Genomic DNA, 12,203 nt, shown 5'->3' with positions numbered 1-12,203 from the left:
GCGTCCTTCAGCGCCGAGCGGTCGATCCTGCCCTGCTTGGCGAGCTCGGTGAGCACCGCCAGGACGACCGACTGCGCGTCGATGTGGAAGAAGCGGTAGCCCGCCCGCCGTTCCGACGGCACCAGGGCCGGCAGCGCGGCCGTCCAGAGCCGGCTCACGTCCTCCGGCCCGGGCCGGCCGGCCTCCTCGCCCGCGAGCAGCACCTGGCCCGCCGCCACCGCGGTGAGCAGTTCCGCGGCGGTCCGCCGGTCCACCCCAGGGCACAGCTCCCCGGCGTCCGCGGCGCGGTCCAGCAGCCGGTGGACGACGGCGGCGAGGCCGCGCCAGGCGACCTCGGGGGCCACCGGAGCAGACCCGCCCGCCCCCTCCCGGAGGCCGCCCCGGCTCGCGCCCGAGCGGCCCAGCCGGACGCCGGCCCGCACCACCACGTCCTCGCGCAGCAGCCGGGCCAGCTCGTGCGAGAAGTCGATCAGGCCCTGGAGCGCCGGGCCGTCGGCCCGCAGCGCGCGCAGCGCGGCCGAGCCGACCTCCCGCCCGGAGGCGCGCCGCACCCCGTCGGCGAGCGCCTGCTTGGAGACGAAGTGGAAGTACAGGGCGCCCTTGCTCACCCCGGCCCGGCGGCTGATGTCGACCAGGCTGGCGGCCTCGAAGCCCACCCGCGCGAAGGTCTCGGCGGCGGCGAGCAGTACGGCCTGCCGGGTCCGCCCAGCCCGTTCCTGCTTGACCACTGGCCCCCTCCGGACTCGACCGGGCGCGATCCCCGCCCCGCCCGGCAGCTGTCGGCGCGGCCCCTTCGGGAGCGGCGCTCGCATGCGGACGGCATCTTCCGAAACCGCATGGTTGGTATCTAATCTAGCGCCTGCAACGCGCTCGCCGTCCCCGCCGTCCAGCGGGTACGGGCCCCCACCGATGGTCCGAGACCCTCCGAACGGGCATTCCCCCAGTCCACGGGGCGGGTAGCGTGATCAGGCCGGCGAGTGCGGCCCGGGCACCCCCAGTCGCCGAACACAAACCGGGTGGTATGTATGTTTTGCTCGGACGGCCGTAGCGGCCGCTCCGACCGACACCCTGAAGCGGGGGCCCGTCATGCCATCGATCGTAGAGCCGGACCCGCTCGGCCCGTGCGCCCACCCCGGCCCGGGCAGCGGCGGCGGCTTCGACCTCTTCCACGACGGCCCCGCGACCGGCTACGACTTCCACGACCGGACCGTCTCCCGGCACCTGGTGCACCGCGCCTCGGTGTCCGAGGTCTTCCTCACCGGCTGGCAGGCCACCGGCCCGTACGACTTCCTGCTCGGCGCCCAGTGGCCCCGGCTGCACGGCTTCTACCGGCTGCCCGGGGACCGCTACCACGACCCGGTGCTGCTGGCCGAAACGATCCGCCAGGCGGGGCTGCTGGTCGGCCACGCCGGGTTCGGGGTGCCGCGCGGCCACCACTTCGTGCTGGAGGACCTCTCCTACGCGCTCGACGGGCCCGGGCTGCCGGGCCTGGCCGTCGGCGCCGGCCCCGCCTCGCTGATGCTGGCCGTCGGCTGCGAGGACGTCCGGATCCGGCACGGCGAACTGGCCTCGCTGCGGGTGTGCGTCGACGCCACCCGGGACGGCCGGCCGGTCGGCCACGGCAGCGGTCGGCTGCGGGTGCTCTCCCCCGCCTCGTACGCCCGGCTGCGCGGCCCTGAGCGGCGCGCCGCCCCGCCGCGGCCGCCGGCGCCGGCCGCACCCCAGCTGGTCGGCCGCGCGCAGCCCGCGGACGTGGTGCTCAGCCCGACCCTCGCCCCGGACACCTGGCTGCTGCGGGCCGACGCCACCCACCCGGTGCTGTTCGACCAGGAGCTGGACCACGTGCCCGGGATGCTGGTGCTGGAGGCCGCCCGGCAGGCCGCCCAGCGGCTGCGCCACCCCGAGCCGGTGGTGCCGGTCGAGCTGGTGACCTCCTTCGAGCACCACATCGAACTGGACCGGCCCTGCTTCGTCCGGGCGGTCCCCGAGCCGGCCTCCGGGGCGGGCGGACGGCTGCCGGTTCGGGTCCTGCTGGTCCAGGACGGCCGGACGGCGGCCGAGTGCGTGCTGCTCACCGCGCCGTTGGACGGGCCGGTCGAGAGCCCGACGGCGCCGGCCCGGCGGGACGCCTGCGAGGGCCGCCCCGCCGCTCCGGACCTCGACGGCACCCGGCTGCCGCTCGCGAGCTGACCCCCGTCAGGCGGCCATCAGGGCGGCCGGCCGGCCCGCGTGCATCACGCTGAGGTTGGTCGCCAGCCGGGCCGGGTCCTGGGCCAGCCAGAGCCGCAGCGCCGCGCCCAGGGCGGCACTCGCGGACTCGATCCGGACGTCGGTGATCTGGGCGATCCGGGCCGCGCCGGGCACCAGCAGGTCGGCCAGCGGGGCCGGCAGCCAGACCGTCAGGGCGCACGGCGCGGGCACCACCAGCGCCCCCAGCAGCCGGTAGGCGTCCCCCGGCGCGCTGAGCGCGGGGATGATGTCCAGCAGCGCGTCGGACACCACCTCGGACACGTCGCTCCGGTGTCCCTGGGCGAGCCTGCGGAGCAGCATGCGCTCGGCGGCGGTGATTCGGACGGTCAGCATGACCTCGTCGCACTCCATTGCGCGATTTCCTCCTCAATTCCCTCTCGCGCCGGCCGGCGGCCGGCACGCACTACCCCTGTCGCACCTCGGCCCGGCTACCTGTGGGAGAGCCGGGCCGGTGGGTGATCGTGTGCCCCGGTCAGATCCCCGCGTAGGAGTGCTTTCCGGTGACGAAGATGTTCACGCCGTAGTAGTTGAAGAGCCAGCAGGCGAACGCCGCCAGCGCCAGGTAGGCGGCCTTGCGGCCCTTCCAGCCGGCCGTCGCACGGGCGTGCAGGTAGCAGGCGTAGGCGACCCAGGTGATGAACGACCAGGTCTCCTTCGGGTCCCACTCCCAGTACTTGCCCCAGGCCGCCTCGGCCCAGATCGCGCCCGCGATGATGGTGAAGGTCCACAGCGGGAAGACCAGGGCGTTGATCCGGTAGGACAGCTTGTCGAAGGTGGACGCGGCGGGCAGCCGGCGCCAGATCGAGGCCGAGGTGCCCAGCGGACCGGTGGTGAGGCCGGCCGCCATGCGCTTGTCGAAGGAGTCCTTGCCGAGGTACAGCAGCGTCGCGATGAACGCCGCGTAGAAGGCGCCGCCGCAGAAGATCGCGGTGGAGACGTGGATCGCCAGCCACGGCGAGTGCAGTGCAGGGACGAGCTGCTCGGAGTCCGTGTACAGCACCGTGGTGGCGATGCCGAGGGTCAGCAGCCCAGCGAGGACGACCGGCAGGCCGAGCCAGCGGACGTTCTTCTTCGCGGCCAGCAGCACCAGGTACGCCGCCGTCATGGCGAAGGCGAACGCGCACGAGAACTCGTACATGTTGCCCCACGGCCAGCGGGAGACCGACAGGCCGCGGGTGACGATCCCACCCACGTGCAGCAGGGCCGCGAGCACGGTGAGCGAGATGGCGATCCGGCCGGCCAGGTCGGCCTTCTCGTTGGTGCCGGCCGCGCCCGGGCCGTCCACCTCGTCGGCGCCGCGCCCGCTGGTGACCACCGTCGCGCCCTCGCCCGCGACCGCGGTGCGGGTGAGCGTGGTGGTGCCGCCGCCGGCTCCCGCCACGGTGACCGTGACCTTCTTCGCGGCCTTGTCCGCGGCCTGCTGCCCGGCCGCGGCGACGGTCTCGGCGAGGCTGCCCGCCTGTTCCTTCGAGCGGACGGCGACGCCGCCCCTGCTGCCGAAGGTCCACTCGATCATGTGGGCGAACATGGCGAGGGTGTACACCACCATCGCCGAATAGATCAGCTTGTTGGAGAGGTCGGCCAACTGTGGGTCGACCGCCGAGGCGAGTTGCACCGTCTACTCCTTGGAGTTCTGGTCGGCAGGGGCTGCGGGGGCCGGGGACGCCTTCGGGGCGGTGGGGTCCCCGGGCTCCTCGGGTACGTCCGTTTCGGTGGCGTCGTCCTCGTCCTCGTCCTCGGAGGCCGGGGCGTCGTCCTGGAGGTCGACCGCGAGCTCCGCCAGCTCCTCGGCGATCTTCGCCGACTCGCTGCGGGCCAGGCCGGCCAGCTCCACCTGGGTGCCGCCGCCGGGCAGGGCGACCGCCCGCACCCAGATCCGGCGGCGCTGGATGAACAGCGAGCCGATCAGGCCGAGGATCGCGAGCACTCCGCCGGCCAGGGCGATCTCGTTGCCCGGGCGGTGCGTGATGTTGAAGCTGGCCCACTGCTTGTAGCCCTCGAAGGTCACCGAGCCGTAGCCGTCCGGCAGGGTCCAGCCCTGGCCGGGCTTGAGCCTGGCCTTGGCCGGCTGGCCGTCCTGGGTCAGCTGGGTGAGCTTGCGGGTGTTGAGCTGGTAGACGTTCTGCGGCAGGCCGGAGTCGGTGCCGAGGTCGCCCGCGAAGGCGTTCAGCACCAGCTCGGGGGCGGCGTCGCCGGGGAACAGCGAGACCGGGCCGGTGCCCTCGAAGCTCAGCGGGGCGGTCGGCAGGAAGAAGCCGGAGAAGCCCATCTGGGTCTTGTTGCCGTCGGGGCCCGCGCCGTAGTCGGAGACCTTCACGACGCCGGTGGAGGTCAGGTTGCCGTCCTGCGGCAGGAACGGGACGGCGCCCTGGTAGACGACCTCGCCCTTGCCGTTCCTGACGGTGACGAACGGGGCGTAGCCGTGGCCGATCAGGTAGACCTTGCTGCCGCCGACCTCCAGCGGGTGGTTGACCTCGATGGTCGACTTCTTCAGCTTCGACTCGTCGCTGCCCTCGTAGTACTCGACGTTCGCGGTGAACTGCCGGGCGGCGCCGATCTGGTCGCCCTTCTCCTGGAAGCGCGAGGTGAAGCCGTTCAGCTTCAGGTAGAAGGGGTCGAGGTCCTGGCTGCCGTAGAAGCGGGTGCCGGTGAAGTCGTCGAGCTGGGTGATGGTGTTCGAGTAGCCCTCGCCCTCGATCATCAGCTTGCCGCCGGTACCGGCGGCCAGGCTGGACCAGGCGAAGCCGCCGAGCAGCGCGAACAGCGACAGGTGGAACAGCAGGTTGCCGACCTCGCGCAGGTACCCCTTCTCGGCGGACACCGCGCCGCCGGACAGGTGGGCGCGGAAGCCGCGCTTGCGCAGCAGCCGGTGCGCGGCGGCGTTCACCTTCTCGGCGTCCGCCGAGGTGCGCCAGGCCGCGTGCACCGGCATCCGGGTCAGGTTGCGCGGGGCGGCCGGCGGCTGGGCGCGCAGCACGCCGACGAACTGCCAGGTGCGCGGGACGATGCAGCCGGCCAGCGAGACGAACAGCAGGATGTAGATCGCGGAGAACCAGACCGAGCTGTAGACGTCGAACAGCTGGAGCTTCTCGTAGATCGGCGCGACCGTGGTGTGCTGCGCCTTCCAGGTCTGCACCTTGAACTGGTTCTGCCCGTTCTGCGGGATCAGCGAGCCGGGGATGGCGGCCAGCGACAGCAGGAAGAGCAGGATCAGGGCGACCCGCATCGAGGTCAGCTGGCGCCACATCCAGCGCGCCCAGCCGAACGCCCCTATGCCGGTCGGGCCCTCGGACTCGACCGGTGCGGTGCTGAGCCGCTCGGCGGCGCTGTCGTCCGGCGCCGGGGGCTGCTCGGTCTCGGTCGTGGTGTTGCTCACGGTCAGATTCCGATCTGGAAGTCGGCGGTCCAGGACTGCAGCTGGCTCATCATCGAGTCCCAGATCCCGGTGACGAGCAGCAGACCGACCGCGACGAGCATGCCGCCGCCGATCCTCATGACGAGCGGGTAGTGCCGCTTGACCCAGCCGAAGGCGCCCAGCGCCCGGCGGAACGCCACGGCGGCCAGGATGAACGGTACGCCGAGGCCCAGGCAGTAGAAGGTGGTCAGCAGCGCGCCACGCTGGGCGTCGGCCTGGTTGAGGGCCAGGTTCTGGACGGCGGTCAGGGTCGGGCCCATGCACGGGGTCCAGCCGACGCCGAAGACCACCCCGAGCATCGGGGCGCCCAGCAGGCCGACGGCCGGACGGCGGTGCGAGCGGACCTCGCGCATGCTCAGCCCGGGCACCAGGCCCATGAACGCCAGGCCCATCACCACGGTGAGCGAGCCCAACACGATGCTGATGATCCGCTTGTAGTCCTGGAGCTCCTGGCCGAAGTAGCCGAACAGGGCGCCGGTGGAGACGAACACCGCGGTGAAGCCGAGGATGAACAGCACGACGCCGAGCAGCATCCGGCCGCGACGCGAGCCGCGGGCGTCCGCGAGGTCGGCGGCGGAGAAACCGGTCACGTACGACAGGTAGCCCGGGACCAGCGGCAGCACGCACGGCGAGAAGAACGACGCCAGCCCCGCCACCAGCGCGACCGGGGCGGCGGCCAGCAGCGCGCCGCTCTGGACGGTCGAGGTGGCGTCGGCGAGGTGCAGCGGCGGCAGGCTCACTGCTTCTGCTCCGCGACCACCGGCTGGAGGATCGACTCCAGCGCGTCCTCGGTGGTGCCGCCGACGGCGCGGGCGGCCAGCTTGCCGTCCCGGTCGACGACCAGGGTGGTCGGGATGGACTGGGGGTTGAGGCTGCCCTTGGGGAACTTGAGCAGCTGGGTGCCGGCCGGGTCGAACAGGCTCGGGTAGGTGACGCCCTGCTCCTGCTCGAAGCGGAGGGCGTTCTGCTTCTCGGTGTCCCGGGTGTTGATGCCGAGGAACTGGACGCCCTGGTCCTTGTACTTCTCCGAGACGGCCTGGAGGCTCTTGGCCTCGGCCCGGCACGGGCCGCACCAGGAGCCCCAGACGTTCAGCACGACGACCTTGCCCCGGTAGTCGGAGAGCTTGGCCGCGGTGCCCTCCAGGGTCTCCCCCGTGATGTCCGGCGCGTCCCCGCGCTTGCCCGCCTCCGCCTTCGACAGGTTGGTGCCCTTGACCGTGACGAAGCCGACCTGGCCCTCGCCGCTGCCCGACGAGCCCGAGGAGGCACAGCCGGTGAGGGCGAGCGCAGCGGCGGCGACGGTGGCGGCGGCTGCTGCGGCGACACGGGGACGGGGGCGCGTCATGGCAGACATGTGAAAAGTTTCGCATGGAGTTCCGGGCGGGTTCGCCGGGGTCCTGCCTTGCGCGTCGCACCCCCTCTGACCTGCGACGAAATCGGGTCACCCGGCGTTCGCCAGGTGACCCGAAGTCATACTTACACGCCGCTTACGGAGGCTAGGCGCCGAAGCTCTTGCCCACCGGCTTGTCGCCCTTGCGGCCCTTGCCCACCAGGTGCGCGGGCAGCAGGTCGCGGGCCGGCTCGCGGTAGCCGACCGAGACGATCCTGTCGCCCTCGAAGGTGAAGCTGGTCAGCGAGGCCAGCGAGCACTGCCGGTTGCGCGGGTCGTGCCACAGCCGGCGGCGCTCGACGAAGGAGCGCAGGATCCAGATCGGCAGCTGGTGGCTGACGCAGACCGCCTCGTGCCCGCGGGCGGCGTCCCGGGCGGCGCCGAGCGCACCCATCATCCGCACCACCTGGTCGAGGTACGGCTCGCCCCAGGAGGGCTTGAACGGGTTGGTGAGGTACTTCCAGTAGCCCGGGTTCCGCAGCGAACCGTCGCCGACCCCGAAGGTCTTGCCCTCGAAGACGTTCTCCGCCTCGATCAGCCGCTCGTCCACCGCGACGGCCAGGCCGTGCGCCTCGGCGATCGGCGCGGCGGTCTCCTGGGCCCGCTCCAGCGGGGAGGCCACCACGTGGGTGACGTCCCGGTCGGCCAGGTCCTCGGCGACCCGCTCGGCCATCTTCCGGCCCAGCTCGGACAGGTGGTAGTCCGGCAGGCGCCCGTACAGGACGCCCTCCGGGTTGTGCACCTCGCCGTGCCGCATCACGTGGACGACGGTGATCTCTTTGGCGCTCACTTCTCGACTACTCCTGGGAATCGGGTTAGGGCCGCGGCGGTCAGGCCGTGGCGGCGGCAGCGGCGCGCGCGGCGGCCGGCAGGGCGGCGGCGATCCGCTCGATCGCCCGCTCGTCGTGGGACGCCGAGACGAACCAGGACTCGAAGGCGGACGGCGGCAGGTAGACGCCCTCGGCCAGCATGGCGTGGAAGAAGGCGGTGAAACGGTACGCCTCCTGGGTCTTCGCCTCGTCGTAGTCGGTGACGGCGGCCTCGGTGAAGAACACCGAGAACATGTTCCCGGCGGTCTGCAGCCGGTGCGCCACGCCCTCCTTGGTGAGCGCGTCGGCGACCAGGCCGGAGACCTCGGCGGCGACCTTGTCCACCGTCGCGTACACCTCGTCGGTGCAGCCGCGCAGCTGGGCCAGGCCGGCCGCGGTGGCGATCGGGTTCCCGGACAGGGTGCCCGCCTGGTAGACCGGGCCGGCCGGGGCCAGGTGCGCCATCACGTCCGCGCGGCCGCCGAAGGCCGCGGCCGGGAAGCCGCCGCCCATGACCTTGCCGAAGGTCAGCAGGTCCGGCGCCCAGCCCTCGTTCGCCGCCTCCAGGCCGTACCAGCCGGCCCTGGAGACGCGGAAGCCGGTCATCACCTCGTCGGAGATGAACAGCGCGCCGTTCTCCCGGCAGAGCCGGGCCAGGCCGCCGTTGAAGCCGGGCAGCGGCGGGACGACGCCCATGTTGCCGGGCGAGGCCTCGGTGATCACACAGGCGATCTCGCCCGGGTGGGCGGCGAAGGCCCGCTCGACGGCGGCGAGGTCGTTGTAGGGCAGCACGATGGTGTCGCCGGCCTGGGCGCCGGTGACGCCCGGGGTGTCCGGCAGGCCGAAGGTGGCGACGCCGGAACCGGCGGCGGCCAGCAGCGCGTCCACGTGGCCGTGGTAGCAGCCGGCGAACTTGACCACCTTCGCCCGGCCGGTGAAGCCGCGGGCCAGCCGGATCGCGGACATGGTGGCCTCGGTGCCGGAGGAGACCAGCCGGACCTGCTCGACCGGGGCGACCCGGGCGACGATCTCCTCGGCCAGCTCGACCTCGCCCTGGCCGGGGGTGCCGAAGGAGGTGCCCTTGGAGACGGCCCGCTGGACGGCGTCGACCACCGCGGGGTGCGCGTGGCCGAGGATCATCGGACCCCACGAGCACACCAGGTCGACGTACTCGCGGCCGTCGGCGTCGGTGAGGTAGGGGCCGGTACCGGACACCATGAAGCGCGGCGTGCCGCCGACCGCGCGGAAGGCGCGCACCGGGGAGTTGACGCCGCCGGGCGTCACGACGGAGGCGCGGTCGAACAGCGACTGGGACTGGGGGGCTTCGTAGGGGTAGCTCACAAAAGACATGGTCTCAAATCGTGTCCTCGCGCTCTGCATGTCCGACCCGATCATCTGGAACGATGATCCGGGCACCGTTGTCTGTACGGTTGTCCGTACAGCAGGGGCCGCTGACTGCACCGGACCGGGGACCAGTCAGACTGTGTACACAGAGTGCGCAGGGGCTCCGGTTTGTGTGCAGGGGTGTGGAGAGGACTGCCGCGTACCGCGAATGGGTACGGCGGCGCATGACGGGTAAGGAGCACGTCCGGTGGGCGCCGGATGTGCGGGGGTCTGTCGATTCCGGCGAATTCCGGTGAGGATGGTCCGAGTGTCCGAGGCGCAGGACGGCTACGACGAGGCCGCGGGGGGCTCCCGACGGCCCGCCGAGGCCGCACGCGGGGGTACGGGAGCGGGTACGGGTCGCGGTCGGCGCGGGGGTGAGAGGCGGAGCGAGGGACGCGTGGGGGTGACCTACAAGTACTTCGGAGCCCCGGACCGCGCGACCGCCGCCAGGGTTCCCACCGCCCTCGGCCCGGGCGGGCTCGGCCTGGACGCCGGCGAACTCGGCGCGCTGGGGCGGCTCGGCGACCTGATGGAGACCAGCGGCTCCCCCACCGGCCACCTCTCCACCAAGATCAAGCCGGAGACGATGAGCGCCATGGTGCTCACCGGTATCCAGGGCGTCCCGCTGCACCAGGTGCCGCCGCTGGAGCTGGTCGTGCTGCACCCCGACTACGCCGTCGTCCAGCTCCCCCACAACGTCGTCGAACCGCTGCGCAAGGCCGACGAGACCGAACTCGGCGCCGCCGCCTTCATCTGGTCCACCGTGCCGGACCGGCGCGGGCCGCGGGACGCCTTCGTGATCTACAGCATGCTGCACGAGTGGCAGGACTTCGCCAACCGGCTGCACGAGGCCGGGCACCAGCTGTACTGCCTGGTCTGGCCGTGACGCCCCGTCTCGATCCGCCGCTCGAACACGGGTCGCGGCCGGGCGAGTTGACCGATCGCCAGTTCTGACGCCCGGAAGGCGCCGCCCGGGGGCCTACCCCCGGGCGCGGCGGGCGCGGCGGACGGTGCGCTCGACCTCGACCGGCTCCGCGAGGTGGCCGTCCACCAGGTGGGCCAGGGCCGAGACGAACACCTCGCGCTCGGACTCCGGCAGCGACTCCAGCAGCTCGCGGTGCACCCGGTCGGCGATCGCGGTGCCCCGCGCCACGGCCCGCTCGCCCGCCTCGGTGACGGACACGATCCGGGCCCGCCGGTCGGTCGCGGACGGGCGGCGCTCGGCCAGGCCCGCCTTCTCCAGCTCGTCGACGGTGACCACCATGGTCGTCTTGTCCAGGTCCGCCAGCTCGGCCAGCTGGATCTGGGTGCGCTCGGCCTCCCGCGCGTGGAACAGCACGCAGTAGGCGCGCGGGGTGATCCCGAGCTCGGTGAAGGCGGCCGCCATCCGGGTGGCCAGCACGTGGCTCGCGTGGTCCATCAGCCCGGAGATGTCGCGGATCTGGCGCACGGGCGGCGGGGTCGTCGTCATGCGTCCGAGGTTAGCAACGGCCCGTCTGCTGCCGGATGATCCCGTTGCCAACCAACGCCGGGTCTACGGGATGCCCAACTCGAACAGCGCATACCCGGCGTACCAGCCCGCCGCGAGGACCGGCATCGCGAGCAGCCCGGCCAGCGAGGAGGTCCGCACCCGGCGCAGCGCCACCGCCAGGCCGATGCAGAGCGGGAAGGCGGGCAGCAGGTAGCGGGAGATGTTGCCGAAGATCTGGTTGCTGCTCAGCGCGGTGGCGATGGTGAGCGCGGTGTAGACCCACAGCACCAGCGGCGGCCGGGTGCGCCAGAGCAGCACCAGCAGTCCGGGCAGGGCCATCAGCAGGGCGATCGCGATCAGGTCCGGGACGGGGTTGGACTGCCAGAAGGTCCAGTGGCCGGTGATCACGTCCATGATCGTGCGCAGGGTGGAGGCACCGCCGTCGAAGTAGCGGTTCCAGGCGCCCTGCTGGAGCTTGAAGTAGCCGCCCCAGTCGCCCATCCGCCAGCCGACCCAGGCGATGTAGCCGATCAGGCCCCAGGGGGTGATCAGCATCGCGGTCAGCGGGCGGGCCACCCCGTCGGTGCGGCGGACCAGCGCGACCAGCGCGGCGATCGAGACGGCGGCGATCAGCGCGGCGGCGGTCGGCCGGTTGAGGCCCGCCGCCAGCGCCAGCAGGCCGGCCGCGAGCCAGCGGCGGGTCATCACGCAGTAGCAGGCCCAGGCGGACAGCGCCACGAACAGCGAGTCCGAGTAGACCGCCCACTCCACGCCGGAGCCCGGGAACAGGCCCCAGAGCACCGCGGCGATCACGCCCGCCCGGCGGCCGCCGAGCCGCTCGGCGACCGCGAAGATCCCGGCCGCGGCCACCAGTGAGGCGAGCACCGAGACCACGATCCCGGAGCCGTACGGGCCGAGCCCGGTGACGGCTCCGACCAGCCGCATCAGCCAGGGGTAGAGCGGGAAGAAGGCGGCGGAGTTCTCGTAGTAGGTGGCCAGCGGGAAGCCGTGCAGCGGGATCAGCTGCGGGTCGTACCCGTTCTCGGCGATCCGCTGGTACCAGACGCCGTCCCAGGTGCCCAGGACGTCCCAGGCGTTGGCGCCGCCGCCGCGGCCCGGCTGCTTCTTCAGGTAGTCGCCGGTGTGCGAGAGCAGCAGCATGAAGACGGTCAGGCCGATGGCCTTGACCACCGCGTACGCGCCCAGCGCGGGCGCGAAGCGGTCCACCAGTGCCCCGAACCGCCCGGGCGCCCGGCCCGCGCGCTCCTCGGAGGCCTCCGCGCGCGCCGTCTCGGACGCCGTCTCGGGCACGTCGGGCTGGGTGCTGGACGACTCGGTGCTCGATGCCGTGCTCATCTGGTCTGGGTACTCCCCGCCCCGCTCGTGGTCCGCGCGGCTCCGGCGCAACGATTTTCCCGTGAGCCTACGGCACGCCTCCGAACCGGGAACCCCCTGGCGCCCCGGACCCGGGCGGGAACGAGG

The 12,203-nt window shown here is 72.8% G+C and carries 12 protein-coding genes; 2 read left to right on the top strand and 10 right to left on the bottom strand.

The window, feature by feature from the left end:
- A partial coding sequence (locus ACWDBB_RS21010; protein ID WP_449791046.1) for a ScbR family autoregulator-binding transcription factor occupies nt 1–728 on the bottom strand: 728 nt, incomplete at its 3' end.
- Nucleotides 729–1,086: 358 nt separating this feature from the next.
- Between ACWDBB_RS21010 and ACWDBB_RS21005 the strand changes: the two genes are divergently transcribed.
- Entirely contained in the window at nt 1,087–2,190 is a 1,104-nt protein-coding gene (locus ACWDBB_RS21005) for a ScbA/BarX family gamma-butyrolactone biosynthesis protein (RefSeq protein WP_449791045.1), read from the top strand.
- A gap of 6 nt (nt 2,191–2,196) precedes the next feature.
- On the opposite strand, the gene ACWDBB_RS21000 is transcribed toward ACWDBB_RS21005, so the two are convergent.
- The 7 genes from ACWDBB_RS21000 to hemL form a co-directional block, all read right to left on the bottom strand.
- Entirely contained in the window at nt 2,197–2,601 is a 405-nt protein-coding gene (locus ACWDBB_RS21000) for a hypothetical protein (RefSeq protein WP_449791044.1), read from the bottom strand.
- Between the two features lie 121 nt (nt 2,602–2,722).
- The gene (gene ccsB / locus ACWDBB_RS20995) at nt 2,723–3,865 is read right to left on the bottom strand and encodes a c-type cytochrome biogenesis protein CcsB (protein WP_449791043.1); all 1,143 of its coding nucleotides are present in this window, start codon (nt 3,863–3,865) and stop codon (nt 2,723–2,725) included.
- A gap of 3 nt (nt 3,866–3,868) precedes the next feature.
- Entirely contained in the window at nt 3,869–5,626 is a 1,758-nt protein-coding gene (gene resB, locus ACWDBB_RS20990) for a cytochrome c biogenesis protein ResB (RefSeq protein ID WP_449791042.1), read from the bottom strand.
- Between the two features lie 2 nt (nt 5,627–5,628).
- Nucleotides 5,629–6,399, bottom strand: a complete 771-nt coding sequence (locus ACWDBB_RS20985) for a cytochrome c biogenesis CcdA family protein (protein ID WP_359902907.1) — start codon at nt 6,397–6,399, stop codon at nt 5,629–5,631.
- 2 nt (nt 6,400–6,401) lie between these two features.
- On the bottom strand, nt 6,402–7,019 hold the full coding sequence (locus ACWDBB_RS20980; RefSeq protein ID WP_449791041.1) for a TlpA family protein disulfide reductase: 618 nt from the start codon (nt 7,017–7,019) through the stop codon (nt 6,402–6,404).
- A 142-nt stretch (nt 7,020–7,161) separates the two neighbouring features.
- Nucleotides 7,162–7,812, bottom strand: a complete 651-nt coding sequence (locus tag ACWDBB_RS20975; RefSeq protein WP_449791050.1) for a histidine phosphatase family protein — start codon at nt 7,810–7,812, stop codon at nt 7,162–7,164.
- A gap of 73 nt (nt 7,813–7,885) precedes the next feature.
- Nucleotides 7,886–9,214, bottom strand: coding sequence for a glutamate-1-semialdehyde 2,1-aminomutase (gene hemL / locus ACWDBB_RS20970; protein ID WP_449791040.1), 1,329 nt, complete (start codon nt 9,212–9,214; stop codon nt 7,886–7,888).
- A gap of 439 nt (nt 9,215–9,653) precedes the next feature.
- On the opposite strand from hemL, the gene ACWDBB_RS20965 reads away from it, so the two are divergent.
- Nucleotides 9,654–10,136 carry a hypothetical protein gene (locus tag ACWDBB_RS20965; protein WP_374119985.1) on the top strand — a complete coding sequence of 161 codons (483 nt, stop codon included), beginning with the start codon at nt 9,654–9,656 and terminating at the stop codon, nt 10,134–10,136.
- 93 nt (nt 10,137–10,229) lie between these two features.
- On the opposite strand, the gene ACWDBB_RS20960 is transcribed toward ACWDBB_RS20965, so the two are convergent.
- Nucleotides 10,230–10,721: a MarR family winged helix-turn-helix transcriptional regulator gene (locus ACWDBB_RS20960; protein WP_449791039.1), complete on the bottom strand. Its 492-nt coding sequence runs from the start codon at nt 10,719–10,721 to the stop codon at nt 10,230–10,232.
- A gap of 63 nt (nt 10,722–10,784) precedes the next feature.
- Nucleotides 10,785–12,077: a glycosyltransferase family 39 protein gene (locus ACWDBB_RS20955; RefSeq protein ID WP_449791038.1), complete on the bottom strand. Its 1,293-nt coding sequence runs from the start codon at nt 12,075–12,077 to the stop codon at nt 10,785–10,787.
- Between the last annotated feature and the right edge of the window lie 126 nt (nt 12,078–12,203).

Source organism: Kitasatospora sp. NPDC001095, assembly GCF_053598615.1.
The sequence above is the reverse complement of the archived record's forward strand: the minus strand, read 5'-3'. Positions and strand labels throughout refer to the sequence as shown.